Origin of the sequence: Pandoraea pnomenusa (assembly GCF_000767615.3) — a bacterium.
GTDB classification, from domain to species: Bacteria; Pseudomonadota; Gammaproteobacteria; order Burkholderiales; family Burkholderiaceae; genus Pandoraea; species Pandoraea pnomenusa.
Genome location: NZ_CP009553.3, coordinates 412,188 through 431,374 on the forward strand (window position 1 = coordinate 412,188; position 19,187 = coordinate 431,374).

General features: G+C 66.5%; 21 protein-coding genes and 1 riboswitch. Of the genes, 18 read left to right on the forward strand and 3 right to left on the reverse strand.

Going from position 1 to position 19,187, the window contains the following annotated elements:
- Positions 1–118 precede the first annotated feature (118 nt).
- Together LV28_RS25900 and LV28_RS25905 are read right to left on the reverse strand one after the other, a co-directional pair.
- Complete coding sequence (locus LV28_RS25900) at positions 119–910, reverse strand: SDR family NAD(P)-dependent oxidoreductase (protein WP_048806473.1); 792 nt, start codon at positions 908–910, stop codon at positions 119–121.
- A 94-nt stretch (positions 911–1,004) separates the two neighbouring features.
- Positions 1,005–2,774, reverse strand: a complete 1,770-nt coding sequence (locus LV28_RS25905) for an ABC transporter ATP-binding protein/permease (RefSeq protein WP_038621762.1) — start codon at positions 2,772–2,774, stop codon at positions 1,005–1,007.
- A gap of 252 nt (positions 2,775–3,026) precedes the next feature.
- A riboswitch (TPP riboswitch) is annotated at positions 3,027–3,169 on the forward strand.
- A 134-nt stretch (positions 3,170–3,303) separates the two neighbouring features.
- On the opposite strand from LV28_RS25905, the gene LV28_RS25910 reads away from it, so the two are divergent.
- The 4 genes from LV28_RS25910 to LV28_RS25925 are packed head-to-tail and all read left to right on the forward strand — an operon-like array spanning position 3,304 to position 6,757.
- Positions 3,304–4,428 carry an FAD-dependent oxidoreductase gene (locus LV28_RS25910; protein ID WP_023593870.1) on the forward strand — a complete coding sequence of 375 codons (1,125 nt, stop codon included), beginning with the start codon at positions 3,304–3,306 and terminating at the stop codon, positions 4,426–4,428.
- A gap of 16 nt (positions 4,429–4,444) precedes the next feature.
- Entirely contained in the window at positions 4,445–4,642 is a 198-nt protein-coding gene (gene thiS / locus LV28_RS25915; RefSeq protein ID WP_023593871.1) for a sulfur carrier protein ThiS, read from the forward strand.
- Position 4,643: 1 nt separating this feature from the next.
- Complete coding sequence (locus LV28_RS25920) at positions 4,644–5,489, forward strand: thiazole synthase (RefSeq protein ID WP_023593872.1); 846 nt, start codon at positions 4,644–4,646, stop codon at positions 5,487–5,489.
- 56 nt (positions 5,490–5,545) lie between these two features.
- Complete coding sequence (locus tag LV28_RS25925) at positions 5,546–6,757, forward strand: thiamine phosphate synthase (RefSeq protein WP_255315195.1); 1,212 nt, start codon at positions 5,546–5,548, stop codon at positions 6,755–6,757.
- A 120-nt stretch (positions 6,758–6,877) separates the two neighbouring features.
- On the opposite strand, the gene LV28_RS25930 is transcribed toward LV28_RS25925, so the two are convergent.
- A complete protein-coding gene (locus LV28_RS25930) occupies positions 6,878–7,462 on the reverse strand; it encodes a GNAT family N-acetyltransferase (RefSeq protein WP_048806472.1) in 585 nt (194 codons plus the stop codon).
- A gap of 262 nt (positions 7,463–7,724) precedes the next feature.
- On the opposite strand from LV28_RS25930, the gene LV28_RS25935 reads away from it, so the two are divergent.
- The 14 genes from LV28_RS25935 (at position 7,725) to hisC (ending at position 19,171) form a co-directional block, all read left to right on the forward strand.
- A complete protein-coding gene (locus LV28_RS25935) occupies positions 7,725–8,543 on the forward strand; it encodes an ABC transporter ATP-binding protein (protein WP_023593875.1) in 819 nt (272 codons plus the stop codon).
- Positions 8,540–9,307, forward strand: coding sequence for a lipid asymmetry maintenance ABC transporter permease subunit MlaE (mlaE, locus tag LV28_RS25940; protein WP_023593876.1), 768 nt, complete (start codon positions 8,540–8,542; stop codon positions 9,305–9,307). Before LV28_RS25935 ends, mlaE begins: the two co-directional genes overlap by 4 nt.
- A 4-nt stretch (positions 9,308–9,311) precedes the next feature.
- Complete coding sequence (mlaD, locus tag LV28_RS25945; RefSeq protein ID WP_023593877.1) at positions 9,312–9,851, forward strand: outer membrane lipid asymmetry maintenance protein MlaD; 540 nt, start codon at positions 9,312–9,314, stop codon at positions 9,849–9,851.
- Between the two features lie 5 nt (positions 9,852–9,856).
- The gene (locus LV28_RS25950) at positions 9,857–10,777 is read left to right on the forward strand and encodes an MlaA family lipoprotein (protein ID WP_038619112.1); all 921 of its coding nucleotides are present in this window, start codon (positions 9,857–9,859) and stop codon (positions 10,775–10,777) included.
- A gap of 207 nt (positions 10,778–10,984) precedes the next feature.
- Positions 10,985–11,605 carry an MlaC/ttg2D family ABC transporter substrate-binding protein gene (locus tag LV28_RS25955; protein WP_038619110.1) on the forward strand — a complete coding sequence of 207 codons (621 nt, stop codon included), beginning with the start codon at positions 10,985–10,987 and terminating at the stop codon, positions 11,603–11,605.
- A gap of 4 nt (positions 11,606–11,609) precedes the next feature.
- Positions 11,610–11,867, forward strand: a complete 258-nt coding sequence (locus tag LV28_RS25960; RefSeq protein ID WP_023593879.1) for an STAS domain-containing protein — start codon at positions 11,610–11,612, stop codon at positions 11,865–11,867.
- A gap of 379 nt (positions 11,868–12,246) precedes the next feature.
- A complete protein-coding gene (locus LV28_RS25965) occupies positions 12,247–13,173 on the forward strand; it encodes an ABC transporter ATP-binding protein (protein WP_023872482.1) in 927 nt (308 codons plus the stop codon).
- Positions 13,170–13,925 carry an ABC transporter permease gene (locus tag LV28_RS25970; RefSeq protein WP_023593881.1) on the forward strand — a complete coding sequence of 252 codons (756 nt, stop codon included), beginning with the start codon at positions 13,170–13,172 and terminating at the stop codon, positions 13,923–13,925. The genes LV28_RS25965 and LV28_RS25970 overlap by 4 nt, the downstream gene beginning before the upstream one ends.
- Before the next feature lie 18 nt (positions 13,926–13,943).
- Positions 13,944–14,183, forward strand: a complete 240-nt coding sequence (locus LV28_RS25975) for a BolA family protein (protein ID WP_023593882.1) — start codon at positions 13,944–13,946, stop codon at positions 14,181–14,183.
- The gene (murA, locus tag LV28_RS25980) at positions 14,180–15,520 is read left to right on the forward strand and encodes a UDP-N-acetylglucosamine 1-carboxyvinyltransferase (RefSeq protein WP_024788444.1); all 1,341 of its coding nucleotides are present in this window, start codon (positions 14,180–14,182) and stop codon (positions 15,518–15,520) included. Before LV28_RS25975 ends, murA begins: the two co-directional genes overlap by 4 nt.
- A complete protein-coding gene (gene hisG / locus LV28_RS25985; protein WP_010808174.1) occupies positions 15,517–16,197 on the forward strand; it encodes an ATP phosphoribosyltransferase in 681 nt (226 codons plus the stop codon). Before murA ends, hisG begins: the two co-directional genes overlap by 4 nt.
- A complete protein-coding gene (hisD, locus tag LV28_RS25990; protein WP_038619106.1) occupies positions 16,194–17,516 on the forward strand; it encodes a histidinol dehydrogenase in 1,323 nt (440 codons plus the stop codon). The genes hisG and hisD overlap by 4 nt, the downstream gene beginning before the upstream one ends.
- Position 17,517: 1 nt before the next feature.
- Positions 17,518–18,078 carry a hypothetical protein gene (locus LV28_RS25995; protein WP_038619104.1) on the forward strand — a complete coding sequence of 187 codons (561 nt, stop codon included), beginning with the start codon at positions 17,518–17,520 and terminating at the stop codon, positions 18,076–18,078.
- Between the two features lie 28 nt (positions 18,079–18,106).
- Positions 18,107–19,171 carry a histidinol-phosphate transaminase gene (gene hisC, locus LV28_RS26000; RefSeq protein WP_023593886.1) on the forward strand — a complete coding sequence of 355 codons (1,065 nt, stop codon included), beginning with the start codon at positions 18,107–18,109 and terminating at the stop codon, positions 19,169–19,171.
- The last annotated feature ends 16 nt before the right edge of the window (positions 19,172–19,187 follow it).

Consider the following 19,187-nt stretch of genomic DNA (forward strand, 5'->3'; position numbering starts at 1 on the left):
AAACGTGTGCGGATAAACGGTGGCGCTCTCCGGCGCCGTGCCCCGCGGCTGCGTCCCTGTGCGTGCGATGTTCGCCATCCGCCATGACGCGGCGCATCGATGTGTCGGCGCGTCAGCGTCAGAGCGTGAGGCCGCCGTCGACGTGGATGACCTGGCCGGTGATCTGCCGCGCGTGCGGGCCGAGCAGGAAGACGGCGAGTGCGGCGACATCGTCGGGCTCGCACAGGCGTGCGGTCGGGGTGGCGTCGGCCGCGCGCTGCCATGCGGTGGGGTCGATGGCCGAATGGCCGCCGTCCTTGCGCGTATAGCCGGGGGCCACGCAGTTGATCGTTACGCCGGCGCGCGCATACTCGGCGGCGGCGCTTTTGGCGAGTGCCTCGATGGCGGCCTTGGCTGCCGCCGTGGCCGGAAAGCCCGCCTGATTGGGTGCGAAACGATGCGCGACGAACGAGCTGATGGCGACCACGCTGGCCTGCGACGAGCGTTGCAGATCGGGCAGGGCGCTGCGCAGCAGGGCGGCGAAGGCGCCTGGCATGGCGGCGAGCGTGCGGGCAAAAGCGTCGTCGTCGATGTCGGCGAGGCTTTGCCGCGTGGCAAAGCCGGCATTGCTCACGACCTGATCGACCGGACCGAAGGCGTCATGCGCGGCGTCGATCAGGCGCGCGCCCGCCGACGGGTCCGTCAGGTCGCCGAACCAAACGGCGCACTGGGCGCCGAATCCCTCGCAGGCGTGACGCACGTCCGCCAGCCGCGCCTGACTCGCGTCGGATGCGCCTCGGGTATGCAGGAGCAGGCGGGTGTCGGGAGAGGCAAGCCGGCGCGCGATGGCGGCGCCGATGCCCGATGCCGCGCCGGTCACGACGATGGTGCGCGCGGCGCGCGGGCCGGACGGGAAAGCGGGGGTAGTCACGATGTGCCCGAAGCAAGCCAGAGGTGCTCGTGATTATGCCAAACCCCCTGCCCGCCGGAACAGGCGCGTCAATAATATTTATGAAGTGAACGAATCAGGCCGCGCCGACCACCCGTGACCTTTCGACGTCCGCCGTCGCGGGCAGCGTGAGGGTGTGCTGATGGAAGCGTCCAAGCGTATCGCGATGCGCCACGCTCACAAGGGTCGTGGCCGGCAGGCGGGCATGGAGCGCTTCGTACACCGCTTCTTCGGTCTGGACGTCGAGCGCGCTGGTGGCCTCGTCGAGGAACAGATAGTCGGGCTTTTGCAGCAGGGCGCGCGCCGCGGCGAGCCGTTGCTGCTCGCCGCCGGACAGCCGCCGCGCCCAGTGCGCGACGCTCAGGAGTTCGTCGCCGTACTGACCGAGCTTCACGGCGTCGAGCGCGGCGCGACATTCGGCGTCGGTAAAGGCGTCGGGTGCGGAAGGAAAGGCGAGCGCGGCCTTGAGGGTGTCGATCGGCAGGTAGCTTTGCTGCGAGAGGAAGAGGACGCGGGCGCTCGCGGGCACCTCGATGCGCCCGCTGCCGAACGGCCACAGGCCGGCGAGCGCGCGCAGCATGGTGCTCTTGCCGCAACCCGAGCGTCCGCGAACGAGCCAGCGCGAGCCGGGGGCGAAGATGAACGAGCCGGCGTCCACGAGCGGGGCGCCGTTAGGCAGCGTGAGCGTGAGGTCGGTCGCCGCGAAGGCGAGTGCCTGGTCGGCCGTGCGCACGTCGATGCCCCCCGCGCGTGGCGCGGCATCGATCACGCGCGTGAATTCGCGCAGACGGTTGATCGTCGCCTTCCAGTCCGCCAGCGTCGAGAAGCTGTTCACAAACCAGGAGAAGCCGTCGCTGACCTGCCCGAACGCGTCGATGATGCGCATGAGCACGCCGAGCGTGAAGGCGCCCGCGAAGTAGCGCGGCGCGGCCGCCATGATCGGGAACACGATGGCGATCTGCGCATAGATCGAGTTCGCGAAAATCAGGCGCTTGGTCACGACCATGATTTGCCACCAGTTGTCGCGCACGGCGCCGAATGCCGCTTTCAGGCGCGACAGCTCGGCGCCCTCGCCGCGGTAGAGCGCCACCTGCTCGGCCGATTCGCGCAAGCGCACCAGCAGGAAACGAAAGTCGGCTTCGACCTGCTGTTGGCGATAGCTCAGGCCCACGAGCGGGCGCCCGACCTTGAAGATGAAGAACGAGCCCACGAGCGCATACAGCGCCGCGACCCACACCATGTAGCCGGGAATCGTCACGTTCATGCCGGCGAGCGCGAACGACACCGCGCCCGAGATCGTCCAGAGGATCGTCACGAACGAGAACAGCGAGACGAGCGTGGTGAGCAGGTCGAGCGACAGCGCGAGCGACGAACTTACCAGCGTGCGAATGTCTTCCGATACGCGCTGGTCGGGGTTGTCGGTCAGGTGATCGCGCTCGATGCGGTAGTACGCCTGATGCGCGAACCACTTCGTGAGCGTGGCATCGGTGACCCATTGCCGCCAGCGGATCTCGAGCATCTGCCGGAAGTACGTGCGGAACGTCGCGATGATGATGAAGCTGAAGGCGAGGATCGCGAATTCGACGAGCGACGACTTGAAGACGGGCCAGTTGCGCTTGTCCAGCGCGTCGTAAAAGCTGGCGTTCCACGCGTTGAGCCGCACGTTGATGAACACCACGGCCAGATTGAGCACGACGACGAGTGCCAGCAGCCGGCGGCCTTCCCAACGCTTTTCCGACACCCAGTAGGGGCGGATCAGTTGCCAGGCGCTCGGGTGCTTCGGCGGGGTGGGGGCGGGGGTGGCCGGATCGACCGGCGGCGGGACGTCGGGCGACGCGGAGGACATCGGCGTGTGGACCATGATCGTCGGGCGGCATTGCCGCAAGGAGCCAATTTGTTATGGGGGAAACGGTTCGTTTGACCGTTGTTCAGGATGCTGCGTTGCACGATTTGCGGCCCGAAACGCGCGTCACATCGAAATTCAGTTTACGCGTTGTTACAAGGCCCGGGGGATTCGTCAAAAAACGAGACGCGATGAGCGTGCAACCGCCCGGGAGGCCAGCTTGCACGGGCGTCGGCATCTATGTTGTAATGGCTGCGGGCGAAACAGGGGTGCTCCGTGTCGGACGCGGGGGTTAACTGACAAGGTTAACCATGCGTCACAAAGGAACGCGGGGCTGAGAGAGACCCTTTGCACCCGACCCGGGTAATACCGGCGTGGGAAGTTTCCGACTCCTCCAGTGGGGTAAGGTGTCCAGACACCGTTTCGTCCTTTTGCTTTCATGAGGAAAGGACCCCATGCGTTACCTTCCACACACACCTTCGCGGCTTCCCGAGTGCCTGCGCGCCGTCACGGCCTGCGCGGCAATGCGCGTATGAGCGCCCCGATTTCGCATCCCGACATCGCCATTCTGGGCGGCGGCCTGTCCGGTCGTCTGCTCGCCTGGCAGTTGATTCGTGGGGGCGCGCGCGTCGCGCTGTACGAACGCGGCGATGCCGACGGTTCGAGCGCGGCGGGTTGGGTGGCCGCCGCCATGCTCGCGCCGCTGGCCGAAGCGGCCGTGGCCGAGCCGAGCATCGTCGAGATGGGAGCCGTCGGCCTGGAGCGCTGGCCGGGGCTCATCGACGGCCTGCCCGAGCCCGTGTTCTTCCAGCGCAACGGCACACTGGTCGTGTGGCATCAGCCCGATCGCGCCGAATCCGTGATGTTCGACCGCCGCATGCGCGCGAACGCGCCGCCGGCCCTGCTGCGCGGCGGCGTGGAGCGGCTGGCCGGGCCGCAGTTGGGCGAGGTCGAGCCGGCGCTGGCCGGTCGTTTTCAGGAAGGTTGGCTGTTGCCCAACGAAGGGCAGCTCGACAACCGTCAACTGCTGCGCGCGCTGGCGGCTGGCCTGGCAAAGGCCGGGGCGGAACTGCACTGGCATACCGAGATCGCCGAGGGCGCGTATCCGCAGGCGGGGCTCGTCATCGATTGCCGCGGGCTCGGTGCGCGTACAGCATTGACGCAACTGCGCGGCGTTCGCGGTGAAGTGGCGCGCATTCACGCGCCGGGCATCGGGCTGCGGCGACCGGTACGCCTGCTGCACCCGCGCTATCCGATCTATATCGCGCCAAAGGAAAACGATCTGTACGTGATTGGCGCGACCGAGCTGGAATCGGAGGACATGTCACCGATGACCGTACGCTCGGCGCTCGAGCTGCTGTCGGCGGCGCATTCGCTGAACCCGGCATTCGGCGAGGCGCGCATCGTGGAACTCAATGTGAACTGTCGCCCGGCGCTGCCGGACCATCTGCCCCGCGTGCAGTGGGACGGCGCCCGGCTGATGCGCGTGAACGGACTTTACCGTCACGGCTATCTGCTCGCGCCTGCGGTGACGGGAGAGGCTTGCGCGCTGGCACAGGCATTGATGCAAACAACGAGCGCGCCGTCGGGGCAGGCGTTCGACTGGGAGACGTGGCGAGCGAGCCGGCCGTGGCCGGACCTGTTCCGCCAGGCATGAGAGGGAGCCGTACGAGATGGATATCCATATCAATCAACAGACACTGAGCGTGGCCGAGACCGCGACGTTGGCCGAGGCGTTGAACGCCTATGGCGCGAAGCCGCCGTTTGCGGCGGCTATCAACGGACAATTCGTGCCCAAGACGCAATACACCGCGCGCGTGCTCGCGCAGGGCGACAAGATCGACGTTGTGCAACCGGTCGCCGGAGGCTGACATGAACGCATTCACCGAATCCGCCAACGTGGCGGCCGGCAGCGCGCGAGACGCGCTCACGCTCTACGACACCCGTTTCGGCAGCCGTTTCCTGCTGGGCACCGCCCGTTATCCGTCGCTGCAGGCGCTCAACGACTCGATCGACGCCGCCCGGCCGGGCATGGTCACGGTGGCATTGCGCCGCCAGTTGTCGGGCACGGGCGCACAGGCGTCGGAAGGGCATTTCTGGGAGACGCTGCGCCGCCTCGCGGTGCCGGTGCTGCCCAACACCGCCGGCTGCCATTCGGTGCAGGAAGCGGTGACAACGGCGCAAATGGCGCGCGAAGTCTTCGAGACCGACTGGATCAAGCTCGAACTCATTGGCGACGACTACACGCTCCAGCCCGATCCGTTCGGCCTGGTGACGGCCGCCGAACAACTGATTCGCGACGGCTTCAAGGTGCTGCCCTACTGCACGGAGGATCTGGTGCTCTGCCGCCGTTTGCTCGACGTGGGCTGCCAGGCGCTCATGCCGTGGGGCGCGCCCATCGGCACGGGCAAGGGCGTGATCAATCCTTACGGCCTGCGCCTGCTGCGCGACCGCCTGCCGGACACGCCGCTCATCGTCGACGCCGGCCTCGGCCTGCCGTCGCACGCGTGCCAGGTGATGGAGTGGGGCTACGATGGCGTATTGCTCAACACGGCCGTGGCGCTCGCCGCGCAACCTGTGGAGATGGCCGGCGCGTTCGCCGCCGCGATCCGGGCAGGCCGCGCCGCGTGGCTCGCCGGACCGATGGCCGAGCGCGAGAGTGCGCAGGCCAGCACGCCGGTCGTGGGCGTGCCGTTCTGGCATCAGACGGGCGCCTGAGCGCCCGCGAGCCTCGCCGCCATCGGCGCGCATCGATCGACATTCAAGGAATTTTCATGACGACGCACTCCGGCGCCGCCGCACCCTCGCACGACTTGCACCTCTCGAACGTGCGATGCCTGCCCGACGATGCACCGCTGGCCATGGCCTGGCAGCAGGCCGCGGCGCAAATTCGCGCGCGGCTCGCGCCATGGCCCGACGACGCCTCGGCGCCCCGCTGGCGCCTGCATGCGCAAACGCCGGCAAGTGCGGGCAAGGGCGACGTGATCTGGTGGCCGATGTCGTCGGCGCAAACGCCGGGCACGGCGGCGCTGATGCAACGCGATGCCTGGCGCGCGGCGGGCGCCGTGGTGCTCGACTCACGGGCGTTGGCCGCAGGTCGTGCCGAGGATACTTTGTATACGTCCGATACGATCTATCGGGTGGCCGGCGTGGACGATCCGGCCTTCTTCCCGGCGTTTGCGGCGTTTCTCGACTGTGGTTTCATGCCGCAGGACGCGCTCGTACTCGCGCGTGCCTGGCGTACCGACGGCAGCCACGCCCATGCGGAGGATGCCGGCACGCTGGGCGCGTGGCCGACCCGTCTCGAAACGTTCCCGGAAGTCCTCGGGCAAGTGCCGTCGCCGGGCCGCTTTCCGGGCTGCCCCAAGCGACTGGGACTCTATCCCGTGCTGCCGAACGCCGAATGGTGCGAGCGCATGGCCGACCTTCAGGTGGGTACCGTGCAATTGCGCATCAAGGATCCGGCGCACCCCGCGCTGGGCTCGGACATCGAGCGTACGGTCGCCGCTGCCCGACGGGTGACGCACGACAGTGCGTGGTTCATCAACGACCATTGGCGCGAAGCCGCCCGCGCGCAGGCGTACGGGGTGCATCTCGGCCAGGAGGACATGGCGGCGCTGTCGGCCGGCGAAGTGGCCGAACTGCACGCCAGCGGCATGCGGCTGGGCATCAGCACGCATGGCTATTACGAGATTCTCGCTGCGCATCATTTCCAGCCGAGCTATCTCGCCGTGGGCGCCGTATTTCCCACCACGACGAAGGTGATCGCGACGGCGCCCCAGGGGCTCGCGAAGCTGGCCCGCTACGTGAAACTGATCGCGCCGCATTACCCGCTTGTCGCCATCGGTGGCATCGACGCCGCGAATCTCGCTCAGGTGCTCGACACGGGGGTGGGGTCCACTGCGGTGGTGCGCGCCGTGACGCAAGCCGCGGACGTGGCGGCGGCCGTCAAGGAAATGCAGGCCGAGTTCGCCCGGCGGGACTGACTCACACGCGCCCGGGGACGTCAGGGCGCCCGGACGGTCAGACGGTCAGGCGATCGAGATGCCAAGGGTGCAAGGGTGCAAGGGTGCAAGGGTGCAAGGTTGGCGGGGGGTTCGAATCCCTCAGTGCGGAAGCGGGCGCGTCATGAACACGGCGCCGTCTCCGTACCCGGCCAGTTTGGCGGCGATCGACGGCGAGACGTCCGAAGCCGCGACATAGCCGAAGCGTGCCCAGAAGGTTTGCGACTGTTGCACCGCCACCAGCGCCGACGACCGCAGGCCCAGCGTCTGCGCGACCGCGAGGGCTGCGGCATACAACTGGCGGGCCACGCCTGCGCCGCGTGTGCGGGGCGCCAGGGCCATGTCGTGGACGTACCAGCAGTCGGGCGCGTCGGGCAGTGCGTCGAGAACGGTGTCGAGCGGCGCAGGCGCCGCGATGCACCAGGGGTGCGTGAACAGGTAGCCGGCCACTCGCTCGCGCGTACCGTCCGACGTCTCGTCATCCGGCGCATGGTCCACGGCAACCCAGCAGGTGGTGGGCGAGAGCGCCAGCCGCGACGCCAAAGTCGCCTCCGACTCGTGCATCACTTCCGCATACGCTTCGGCCTGAACGGCCAGCACCTGAGCCATGTCGGCCAGTCGCATCGGACGAATCTGGAACGCGCTGGGCGCAAGGGCATGGAGCGATGTGGGCAGGTGGAGAGGCATCGAGACAAAAGTGCATTGCGCAAAACGGGGTTATTGTAGCAACGGCGCAACACCTGCACCCGGCGGTGCAAGGTAAGTCGTTGGCGCGGTTACGTTTTCCCCCCGTTGCGATTGGCGCAACCCGATCGGGCGCGGACACGAAGGCCCTGTAAAATGCCGCGGGACAGCGCCGGGCATCGTTTCGGTGGCCCGCCCTTGAACGGCATCGAATGGCATTCGCCCCTATAATTGGCGTTTTGCACCGCACTATAAGACTCGAAACGTGCCTACTCCGAATCCGGAAAATCTGCTCGAATTGCGCGACGTCAGCTTCGGCTATGGCGAGCGTCTGGTGCTTTCCGGGCTGAATATGCGGTTTGCCCGCGGCAAGGTCGTCGGCGTGATGGGGGGCTCCGGCTGCGGGAAAACGACGGTGCTGCGCCTGATCGGTGGCCTCGTGCATGCGAGTCGCGGCGCCATCGACTTCGACGGCACCGACGTGTCCACGCTCGATCGCGACGGCTGGTACCGGCTGCGCCGGCGCATGGGCATGCTGTTTCAGTTCGGCGCGCTCTTTACCGACATGACGGTGTTCGAGAACGTGGCCTTCCCGCTGCGCGAACATACGAAGCTCGACGAAACGCTGATTCGCGACCTTGTGCTCATGAAGCTCAATGCGGTGGGCCTGCGCGGCGCGCGCGACATGAAGCCGGCCGAGATTTCGGGCGGCATGGCGCGGCGCGTTGCGCTGGCGCGAACGATTGCGCTGGACCCGGATCTCGTCATGTACGACGAGCCGTTCACCGGGCTCGATCCGATTTCGATGGGCATCACCGCGAACCTGATTCGCAAGCTCAATGACGCGTTGGGAGCCACGTCGATCATCGTGTCACACGATGTCTCGGAGACGTTCGCCATCGCCGACTACATCTATTTCATCAGCGAGGGCCGCATTGGCGCCGAGGGCACGCCCGACGCACTGCGCGCCTCGAACGACCCGACGGTGCGACAGTTCATCGACGCGCAACCGGACGGCCCCGTGAAGTTCCAGTATCCCGCGCCGCCGCTCGCGGAAGACTTCGGTATCGGAGCGCGTGCATGATCACTACCATCGGCAGTTTTGTCCGAGGCCACGTCGAACGGCTGGGCTACGGCGCCCGAATGTTCCTGCGCATGCTGGCGTCGAGCGGTCCGCTGCTGCGCCGACCGCGCCTGGTGACCGACCAGATTCATTTCGTCGGCAACTACTCGTTCGTCATCATCGCCGTGTCGGGCCTGTTCGTCGGCTTCGTGCTCGGGCTGCAGGGCTACTACACGCTCAACAAATACGGCTCGGAGCAGGCGCTGGGCCTGCTCGTCGCGCTCTCGCTGGTGCGCGAGCTCGGACCGGTGGTCACGGCGTTGCTGTTCGCGGGGCGCGCGGGCACGTCGCTCACGGCCGAAATCGGCCTGATGAAAGCAGGCGAGCAACTCACCGCCATGGAGATGATGGCAATCGATCCGATCGCCCGCGTGGTGGCGCCGCGCTTCTGGGCGGGCGTGATCGCCATGCCGATTCTGGCGGCGATTTTCTCGGCCGTCGGTGTGTTCGGCGGCTACCTCGTCGGCGTGAAGTTGATCGGCGTGGACACCGGTGCGTTCTGGTCGCAGATGCAGGGCGGCGTGGACGTGTGGTCCGATGTTGCCAACGGCGTCATCAAGAGCATCGTTTTCGGTATCGCGGTGACGTTCATCGCGCTGTATCAGGGTTTCGAAGCAAAGCCGACGCCGGAAGGCGTGTCGCGTGCGACGACGCGCACGGTGGTGCAAGCGTCGCTTGCCGTGCTCGGTCTCGACTTCCTGCTCACCGCCCTTATGTTCAGCTAACACAATGAAAAAACACCCCCTCGACTTCTGGGTCGGCCTGTTCGTCGTTCTCGGCTTCGCCGCGCTGCTCTTCCTCGCGCTCAAGGCAGGCAACATGAGTTCGCTGTCGTTCTCGAGCTCGTACCCGATCACGGTGCGCTTCGACAATATCGGCGGGCTCAAGCCGCGCGCCCCCGTCAAGAGCGCGGGTGTGGTGGTGGGCCGCGTGGCGTCGATCCGGTTCGACGACAAGCGTTATCTGGCCGACGTGACGCTCAACATCGAGTCGCAGTACCAGTTCCCGAAGGACTCGTCGGCGAAGATCCTGACATCGGGCCTGCTCGGCGAGCAGTACATCGGGCTGGAGCCCGGCGGCGACGATCAGATGCTCAAGAGCGGTGATACGATCACGCTCACGCAATCCGCGATCGTGCTGGAAAACCTGATCGGTCAGTTCCTGTACAACAAGGCGGCGGATGCCGGTGGCGCCCAGGCGGGCGGTGCATCGACGGCTCCGGCACCGGCCGCCCCCGCGGCTGCAGCACCGGTAACCCAAGGAAAATAAGAGAAATGACCAGCTTCCGAACTTCGGCCGTGCTGGCCGCCGGCGCCATGGCGCTGGCAGGTTGCGCCACTGTCACGAATCCGAACCCCGCCGATCCCATCGAAGGTTTCAACCGTTCGATGTACTCGTTCAACGACACGCTCGACAAGACGGTCATGACCCCGGTGGCCAAGGGCTACCGTTTCGTGGTGCCGGAACCGGCGCGCGACATGGTCACGAACTTCTTCTCGAACATCGGCGACGTGTACAACTTCGCCAACAACCTCCTGCAGCTGCAAGTCACGGCGGCCGTGCAGGATCTGATGCGCCTGACGATCAACACGGTGTTCGGCGTGGGCGGTCTGATCGACTTCGCGTCGCCGGCCGGATTGCCGAAGCACAGCCAGGATTTTGGCGTCACGCTCGGCAAGTGGGGCTTGCCCGACGGTCCGTACCTCGTGCTGCCGCTGCTCGGGCCGAGTACCGTGCGCGATACGGTCGGCATGGCGGGCAATATGTTCATCGACCCGACCTCGTACATCAAGCCTGACTGGGTCAGCTACACCATCTACGGCGTGCGTCTCGTGAATACGCGCGCGAACCTGCTCGACGCCTCGAACCTGCTCGAAGCGGCCGCGCTCGATCCGTATTCGTTCACGCGCGACGCCTATCTGGCGCGTCGCAAATATCTGATCAACGGCGGCGCCTCGGGCAATGCCGCGCTGCCGAACTACGACGAAGAGGAAGGCGGCGCCGGTGCTGCCGTCCCGGGCGCGGCAAGTGCGGCAGGGGCAGCAGGGGCGGCAGGGGCGGTGGGCGCCGGCGCTCAGCCGATGCCGGCTGCGGCACCCCATCCGGCGTCGGGCGTGACGGCCGAGCCGGAGAGCCCGCAAGGGTCGCCCGTGCCGGGCAGGATGGTGCCGGGCGGTCTGCCGTTCCGTCGCTGATCGACGTCGGTCACGTCGCGTTCGTCGCCGTTTTGCGCCGAACCGAGCCAATTGTGTCCGCAACATAGCGCCCCGCCGGGCGGGGCGCCGCGGGCAGGCTCGCCGGGCAACAGTTTGTTACACGACGCTGCGCGCGATTCGAGAACTCAACACGCGAAGCGGGTATCCAAACCCGCAACACTCGTCACTCGAAAGAGGAAGTCCACAATGAAGAAGTTCTGGCTCATTCCCGTCATGGCATTCATGACGTATACCGCCGCGGGTTCGGCGATGGCGCAGGCGCAAGCTCCGGATGTGCTGGTCAAGCAGACGGTCACGGAAGTGATGTCGGCCGCCAAGAGCGATCCGAATATCCAGAAGGGCGATCTGAACAGCATCACGCGTCTGGTCGAGCAGAAGATCATGCCGCACGCCGACTTCACGCGCACCACGCAACTGGCCACCGGCAGGGCATGGCGCGACGCCACGCCGCAACAGCGCCAGCAGCTCACCGAGCAGTTCAAGCAACTGCTGCTGCGCACGTACGCCGGCGCCATCGCCCAGATTCGCGATCAGCAGGTCAACTACAAGCCGTTCCGCGCCCAGCCGGGCGATACCGACGTGGTCGTGTACACCGACGTGGTGAACAACGGTCAGCCCGTCGAACTCGACTACCGTCTCTACAAGACGGCCAGCGGCGAGTGGAAGCTGTATGACCTGAACGTGCTGGGCGCCTGGCTGGTGCAGACGTATCGCAACCAGTTCGCGGAAAAGGTCAACGCGTCGGGGATCGACGGTCTGATCAAGTTCCTGACCGAGCGCAACCAGCAACTCGCAGGCGGCAAGTAAGCGCATGCTCGCGTTGCAGACCGATCTCACTCACGACACCGCCGGCGACGTTCTCGCGCAGGCCATCGACCGCATCGACGCTGGCGAAACCCAGATCGATTGCGCGGGGCTCACGCACTTCGACTCGTCGGCGCTCGCCGTGCTGCTGGCCTTGCGCCGCCACGCGAGCCGGCGGGGGGCGACGTTGGCGTTCACTAACTTGCCGACGGGACTCGCCAGCCTGGCGCTGGTGTACGGCGTCGACCATCTGCTCTCGAGCTGATGCGTCGGACCGGGTAGCGGTCCTGACAAGAAGCGCCGTCTCGCGACGGCGCTTTTTTTATGGCGCGTGTCTGGACTGCCATCCCTGGCCGCCGACGATGTGGCCTGCGGCGCTCGCATTGCCGATGTTGCCGTTACCGCACGTTACCGCGTTACCGAGGTTACGGGCGGTGTCGGGCGGCTTGGGGTGCCATCCCCACGGTCGCCATCGGCTTCCTTTATAATCGGGGGTTTTCTGCCGATTTTTAGGCAAATATCCCTTTCCGGGCACCCACCTTGCCGACCTTGCCCTGGCCGCCACGCCAGCGGGCGATGCGCGCGGGGGCAGCGGTGACCGGAATACAAACATGGCGCATCCGCCAGGGCGGGTGCGTGCAGTCATGGCCGCCATCGAAATCCGTAACGTCAAAAAACGCTATCAGGCGTTGCAGGCGCTCAAGGGCGTCAGCTTTTCGATCGAAGAAGGCGAATTCTTCGGTCTGCTCGGTCCCAACGGCGCCGGCAAGACCACGCTGATCAGCATTCTCGCGGGCCTCGCCCGCGCGGATTCCGGCAATATCAGCGTGCTTGGCCACGACGTGGTGCGCGACTACCGCAACGCCCGTCGCAAACTCGGCGTGGTACCGCAGGAGCTCGTCTTCGATCCGTTTTTCTCCGTGCGCGAGACGCTGCGTATCCAGTCCGGCTACTTCGGGCTCAAGCGCAACGACGACTGGATCGACGAAGTGATGGCCAATCTCGATCTGACCGACAAGGCCGACGCCAACATGCGCCAACTGTCCGGCGGCATGAAGCGCCGCGTGCTGGTGGCGCAGGCGCTCGTGCACCGTCCACCGGTGATCGTGCTCGACGAGCCGACCGCCGGGGTCGACGTCGAGTTGCGTCAGACGCTCTGGAAGTTCATTTCGCGCCTGAACCGCGAAGGGCACACCATCGTGCTTACCACGCACTATCTCGAAGAAGCGGAAACGCTGTGCGATCGCATCGCCATGCTCAAGCGCGGCGAAGTGGTGGCGCTCGAGCGTACGGCGTCGCTGCTGCAGCGCTTCGCGGGCACGCGTCTCGTGCTGCGCTTCAGGCAGGGCACGCTGCCGGACGAATTGCGCCCGCTGCTGGTGGACGGGCAGGACACCGGCGGGCACCAGTTCGCGCTGCGCCTGTCCGGCTGCGACGAAGTGGAATCGATTCTCGCCACCTGCCGGGCGGCGGGCGGCATCGTCGAGGACATCGACATCCAGAAGGCCGACCTCGAGGACGTATTCGTGCAGATCATGTCGGGCTCGCGTGCGCAGGAGGTGGCGGCATGATCGGCTTTCGCACGCTGTTGTACAAGGAAGTGCTGCGCTTCTGGAAGGTGAGCTTCCAGACCGTGGCCGCACCGGTGCTCACCGCGCTGCTCTACCTGATGATCTTCGGCCATGTGCTCGAAGACCGGGTGAAGGTCTACGACCAGATCACTTATACGTCCTTCCTCGTGCCCGGGCTGGTGATGATGAGCGTGTTGCAGAACGCTTTCGCGAACAGCTCCTCGTCGCTGATCCAGTCGAAGATCACGGGCAACCTCGTGTTCGTGCTGCTGCCGCCGCTTTCGCACTGGGAGATGTATGGGGCCTACGTGCTCGCCGCGGTGGTGCGCGGCCTGTGCGTGGGGCTCGGCGTGTTCCTCGTGACGGTGGCTTTCACGCATCTGTCGTTTGCCGCACCGCTGTGGATCATCGGTTTCGCGTTCCTCGGCGCGGCCATTCTGGGCACGCTGGGCCTGATTGCGGGCATCTGGGCGGAGAAATTCGACCAGCTCGCGGCGTTCCAGAACTTCCTCATCATGCCGGCGACGTTCCTCGCGGGCGTGTTTTACTCGATTCACTCGCTGCCGCCGGTGTGGCAGGCTGTGTCGCATTTCAATCCGTTCTTCTACATGATCGACGGATTCCGCTACGGTTTCTTCGGCGTGTCGGACGTGGCGCCGCAGACCAGCCTCGCCGTCGTTGGCGCGACGTTCCTGATACTCGCAACCGTGGCGCTGGGTCTGCTGCGCCGCGGCTACAAACTGCGTCACTGAACTTCTCCAGGATCAGCAATGCTGCCTACCCCAGAACAAATCAAACAGTACATCGAAGCCGGCCTGGCTTGCGATCACGTGGCCGTCGAAGGTGACGGCCAGCACTTCTTCGCGACCATCGTGAGCGCGCAGTTCGAAGGCAAGCGCCTCATTGCGCGCCATCAGCTCGTGTACGCCGCGCTGGGCGACCGCATGAAGGCGGAAATCCACGCATTGTCGATGAAGACCCTCACGCCGGCGGAGTATCAGGCGCAATGAGGATGACGCAAGAGAGCACCGGCGCCGCCGGCAATGGCGAGGCGGCCGCCGGCGAGCGTGTGGCCGCGGACCACCTGGAGATCGAAGGTGGCGAGCGGCTGGCGGGAGAGATTACCGTCTCGGGCGCGAAGAACGCGGCCCTGCCCATTCTCTGTGCGAGCCTGCTGACGGCCGAGCCGCTCGTGCTCGGCAACGTGCCGGATCTGCACGACGTGCGCACCATGCTCACGTTGCTCGCGCGCATGGGCGTGAAGGTCGAGCGCAAGGGCGAATCGGTGACGCTCGACGCGTCGTGCATCGCGGCGCCCGCCGCGCCGTACGAGCTGGTCAAGACCATGCGGGCATCGATTCTCGTGCTCGGCCCGCTGCTGGCGCGCTGCGGCGAGGCGCGCGTGTCGCTGCCCGGCGGATGCGCCATCGGGGCGCGGCCTGTCGATCAGCACATCAAGGGCCTGCAGAAGATGGGCGCCGAGATCACCCTCGCGCACGGCGATATCGTGGCTCGCGCCACGCGACTGCGCGGCGAGACGCTGGTGACGGACATGATCACCGTGACGGGCACCGAGAACCTGCTCATGGCGGCCGTGCTCGCCGACGGCGTGACCGTGCTGGCCAACGCCGCACGTGAGCCGGAGGTGACCGATCTGGCGAACCTGCTGGTGAAGATGGGGGCGAAGATCGAGGGCATCGGCTCGGAACGACTGGTCGTGACCGGGGTGGCGCGCCTGCATGGGGCCACGCACGACGTGGTGCCCGACCGAATCGAAGCCGGCACGTTCCTGTGCGCGGCCGTGGCCACGCGCGGCGACCTCACGCTGCGCCGCGTGGTGCCGGGCACGCTCGACGCCGTGATCGAAAAGCTGCGTGAAACCGGCGCCGACGTGAGCGCCGGTGCGGATTGGCTGCGTGTGACGATGGATCGGCGCGCGCGGGCGGTGAGTTTCCGCACGTCCGAATACCCCGCCTTCCCGACCGACATGCAGGCCCAGTTCATGGCGCTGAACTGCATCGCCGAAGGTGCGTCGCAGGTCGTCGAAACGATCTTCGAGAACCGCTTCATGCATGTGCAGGAGTTGATGCGCCTGGGCGCGAATATCGGCATCGACGGCAACACCGCGCGCATTTCGGGCGTGGAGCGCCTGTCGGGTGCGCACGTGATGGCGACCGATCTGCGCGCGTCCGCCAGTCTGATCGTCGCGGGGCTGGCGGCCGAGGGCCGCACGCTCGTCGACCGTATTCATCACCTCGATCGCGGCTATCATCGTATCGAGGCCAAGTTGTGCGCCGTGGGCGCGCGAATCCGGCGTGTCGAAGCACGCCAGGGAGAAATTGCATGAGTTCCGCCAAGCCGGCCCAGCCGCTCGCTCAACCGCTGACGCTGGCCCTCTCGAAAGGGCGTATCTTTACGGAAACGCTGCCGTTGCTCGCCGCTGCCGGTATCGAAGTCACGGAAGACCCGGAGACCTCGCGCAAGCTGATTCTGCCGACCACGGACCCGAACCTGCGCGTGATCATCGTGCGCGCGACCGACGTGCCGACCTATGTGCAATACGGGGCCGCCGACTTCGGCGTGGCCGGCAAGGATGTGCTCATCGAGCACGGCGGCGGTGGACTGTATCAGCCGATCGATTTGAACATTGCCCGCTGCCGCATGTCTGTGGCTGTACCGAAGGGCTTCGATTACGCGAATGCGGTCCGTCAGGGTGCGCGCCTGCGGGTGGCGACCAAGTACGTGCAGACCGCGCGCGAGCACTTCGCGGCCAAGGGCGTGCACGTCGACCTGATCAAGCTGTATGGTTCGATGGAGCTGGGTCCGCTCGTGGGCCTGGCCGACGCGATTGTCGATCTGGTGAGTACCGGCGGCACGCTTCGGGCCAACAATCTGGTGGAAGTGGAGGAGATCATGGATATCTCGTCCCGCCTCGTGATCAACCAGGCTGCGCTCAAGCTCAAGCGCGAGTCGTTGCAGCCCATTCTGGACGCCTTCGAGCAGGCGTCCCGGCAAACAGCATGAAACTCGAAATCCGCAAACTCGACTCCGGTGCCGAAGGCTTCGCGACCCAGCTTCGCGACGTGCTGGCATTCGAAGCGAGTGAAGACGCCGCCATCGACCGTGCGGCCGCCGAGATCCTCGCCGACGTGAAGACGCGCGGCGATGAGGCCGTCATCGAGTACACGAACCGCTTCGATCGTCTGAACGCGCCGAACATGGCCGCGCTGGAGCTGTCGGCCGACGTGCTGGCTGAAGCGCTCGAAAGTCTCGAGCCGAAGCGCCGCGCCGCGCTGGAGGCTGCCGCCGCGCGCGTGCGCGCCTATCACGAGAAGCAGCGCATCGAGTGCGGCACCCATAGCTGGCAGTACACCGAGTCGGACGGCACGGTGCTGGGCCAGAAGGTCACACCGCTCGATCGCGTGGGCATTTACGTGCCGGGCGGCAAGGCCGCGTACCCGTCGTCGGTGTTGATGAACGCCATTCCGGCACGCGTGGCCGGTGTGAAGGACATCATCATGGTGGTGCCCACGCCGGACGGCGTGCAGAACCCCCTGGTGCTCGCCGCCGCGCACATCGCCGGCGTGGATCGCGTGTTCACCATCGGCGGCGCGCAGGCCGTCGGCGCGTTGGCGTACGGCACCGAGACCGTGCCGGCCGTCGACAAGATCGTGGGTCCGGGCAACGCCTTCGTGGCGGCGGCCAAGCGCCGCGTGTTCGGCACCGTCGGCATCGACATGATCGCCGGCCCGTCGGAGATTCTCGTGATTTGCGACGGATCGACCGACCCCGACTGGGTGGCGATGGACCTGTTCTCGCAAGCCGAGCATGACGAGCTTGCCCAGTCGATCCTGCTGTGCCCGGACGCCGAGTACATCGCGCGCGTGCACGCGTCGCTGGAGCGCCAGATCGACGACATGCCGCGCCGCGACGTGATCGCCGCCTCGCTGCAGGGGCGCGGCGCGCTGGTCAAGGTGCGCGATATGGCCGAAGCGTGCGAGATCGCCAACGTGATCGCCCCCGAGCACCTCGAAATCTCGGCCGAGACGCCGCAACAGTGGAGCGACAGGATCCGCCACGCCGGTGCGATCTTCCTCGGCAAGTTCACGAGCGAAAGCCTGGGCGACTATTGCGCCGGGCCGAACCACGTGCTGCCGACGTCGCGCACCGCACGTTTCTCCTCGCCGCTTGGCGTGTACGACTTCATCAAGCGTTCGAGCCTGATCGAAGTGAGCGAGGGCGGCGCCCGCATGCTGGGCGAGATCGCCGCCGAGCTGGCGTACGGCGAAGGCCTGCAAGCGCACGCGCGCAGCGCCGAGTACCGTCTGCATCACGAGTCCTGACATGCGCGACGACGCCCTGCGGTCCGCGCCTGGTCCCACGACGCCGGCGACCGCCTGGCGTCGGATCCGCGCAATCGCGGCCTGCGATGCCCCCTGGCTTTCGCTGTCGGCCCGCCTCACGCGGGCCGCGCTGCGAGCCGTCTCCGTGGCGACGCTCGGCATGATCGCGGGCACGGCCGCGCAAGCGGCGGGAACCGATTGCCAGCACGCTACGTTCGAGGGCGCCTCGGTCGAGCGCATGACGGTCTGTGTGCGTCGGCAGGCGTTCGACAACGATGTCTATGTACTGCGTCTGGACGGCAAGCCGGCGTTGCGCGGCACCGACGAGGAAGTGGGGCATGGCGTGTTCGGACGCGTGGGCAACCGGCTGGTGGCCATGCGTTGCGAGGCCGAGGCCTCGCCCGCCCGGGTGAGCCCGGGCGTCGCGCAGGCGCTCTCGTGGCAAACCGGGGTGCGTGTGCAGCGCATTACCGCGGCGCTCGGCAGCGTGGAAACCGGCCGCCGATGCACCGTCAAGATCGACGGCGCGGACGCCGGTCTGCTCACGTTCGCCTTCAACTGATTCGACTCGCCCGATCCTTCCTTTCGCCATGTCCGTCGACCAAGTGATTCGCCCCGACGTGCTCGCCATGAGCACCTACCCCGTGCCCGACGCCACCGGGTTCCTCAAGCTCGATGCGATGGAGAATCCGTACGGCTTGCCGCAGGCATTGCGCACCGAACTGGGGCGGCGCCTGGCCGACGTGGCGCTCAATCGCTATCCGGCGCCGCGCCCGCAGGCGCTGCTGGAGAAGCTTTCGCGCGCGATGGAGGTGCCGGCCGGGATGAAATTGCTGCTGGGCAACGGCTCCGACGAGATCATCAACATGATCGCGATGGCCACGGCCCGTCCGGGGGCCGCCGTGATCGCGCCGATGCCGGGCTTCGTCATGTACGAGATGTCGTCGCGCTTCGCGGGCATCGAGTTCGTGGGTGTGCCGTTGCGCCCCGACTTTTCGCTCGACATGCCGGCGATGCTCAACGCCATCGCGGCGCATCCGGGCGCGGTGGTGTATCTGGCCTATCCGAACAATCCGACCGGCAACCTGTTCGCCGACGACGACATCGAGACCCTGGTGCGCGCGGCCGACCGTGGGCTGGTGGTGATCGACGAGGCCTATCAGCCGTTCGCGGGCAAGACCTGGATGCCGCGCCTGCCCGAATTCCCCAACCTGCTGGTCATGCGCACCGTCTCGAAGCTGGGCCTGGCCGGGATCCGGCTCGGCTACGTGGCAGGCGGAGCGCACTGGCTGGACCAGCTCGACAAGGTGAGGCCGCCTTACAACGTGAACGTGCTGACGCAGGCGTGTGCCGAATTCATGCTCGATCACCTCGACGTGCTCGACGCGCAGGCGGCCGAATTGCGCGCGCAGCGCGAGCGGCTGGCGGCCGCGGTGGCGGCGCTGCCCGGGGTGCACGTGTTCCCGAGCGACGCCAATTTCCTGCTGGTACGCGTGCCGGACGCCGACAAAACCCACGCCGGACTGCTGGCACACAAGGTATTGATCAAAAACGTGGGTAAAATGCACGTATTGCTGGCCAATTGCCTGAGATTGACGGTCGGCACCCCCACGGAGAATACGGCCATGGTGCAAGCCCTGGCCGCATCGCTCTAATAAAGCCATACGACGA

Excerpts from the sequence above, each read along its gene's own strand:
- LV28_RS25905 (WP_038621762.1), bottom strand. The coding sequence starts at position 2,774 with ATGTCCTCCGCGTCGCCCGACGTCCCGCCGCCGGTCGATCCGGCCACC.
- LV28_RS25910 (WP_023593870.1), top strand. The coding sequence starts at position 3,304 with ATGAGCGCCCCGATTTCGCATCCCGACATCGCCATTCTGGGCGGCGGC.
- thiS (WP_023593871.1), top strand. The coding sequence starts at position 4,445 with ATGGATATCCATATCAATCAACAGACACTGAGCGTGGCCGAGACCGCG.
- LV28_RS25920 (WP_023593872.1), top strand. The coding sequence starts at position 4,644 with ATGAACGCATTCACCGAATCCGCCAACGTGGCGGCCGGCAGCGCGCGA.
- LV28_RS25925 (WP_255315195.1), top strand. The coding sequence starts at position 5,546 with ATGACGACGCACTCCGGCGCCGCCGCACCCTCGCACGACTTGCACCTC.
- LV28_RS25930 (WP_048806472.1), bottom strand. The coding sequence starts at position 7,462 with ATGCCTCTCCACCTGCCCACATCGCTCCATGCCCTTGCGCCCAGCGCG.
- mlaE (WP_023593876.1), top strand. The coding sequence starts at position 8,540 with ATGATCACTACCATCGGCAGTTTTGTCCGAGGCCACGTCGAACGGCTG.
- mlaD (WP_023593877.1), top strand. The coding sequence starts at position 9,312 with ATGAAAAAACACCCCCTCGACTTCTGGGTCGGCCTGTTCGTCGTTCTC.
- LV28_RS25950 (WP_038619112.1), top strand. The coding sequence starts at position 9,857 with ATGACCAGCTTCCGAACTTCGGCCGTGCTGGCCGCCGGCGCCATGGCG.
- LV28_RS25955 (WP_038619110.1), top strand. The coding sequence starts at position 10,985 with ATGAAGAAGTTCTGGCTCATTCCCGTCATGGCATTCATGACGTATACC.
- LV28_RS25960 (WP_023593879.1), top strand. The coding sequence starts at position 11,610 with ATGCTCGCGTTGCAGACCGATCTCACTCACGACACCGCCGGCGACGTT.
- LV28_RS25965 (WP_023872482.1), top strand. The coding sequence starts at position 12,247 with ATGGCCGCCATCGAAATCCGTAACGTCAAAAAACGCTATCAGGCGTTG.
- LV28_RS25970 (WP_023593881.1), top strand. The coding sequence starts at position 13,170 with ATGATCGGCTTTCGCACGCTGTTGTACAAGGAAGTGCTGCGCTTCTGG.
- LV28_RS25975 (WP_023593882.1), top strand. The coding sequence starts at position 13,944 with ATGCTGCCTACCCCAGAACAAATCAAACAGTACATCGAAGCCGGCCTG.
- murA (WP_024788444.1), top strand. The coding sequence starts at position 14,180 with ATGAGGATGACGCAAGAGAGCACCGGCGCCGCCGGCAATGGCGAGGCG.
- hisG (WP_010808174.1), top strand. The coding sequence starts at position 15,517 with ATGAGTTCCGCCAAGCCGGCCCAGCCGCTCGCTCAACCGCTGACGCTG.
- hisD (WP_038619106.1), top strand. The coding sequence starts at position 16,194 with ATGAAACTCGAAATCCGCAAACTCGACTCCGGTGCCGAAGGCTTCGCG.
- LV28_RS25995 (WP_038619104.1), top strand. The coding sequence starts at position 17,518 with ATGCGCGACGACGCCCTGCGGTCCGCGCCTGGTCCCACGACGCCGGCG.
- hisC (WP_023593886.1), top strand. The coding sequence starts at position 18,107 with ATGTCCGTCGACCAAGTGATTCGCCCCGACGTGCTCGCCATGAGCACC.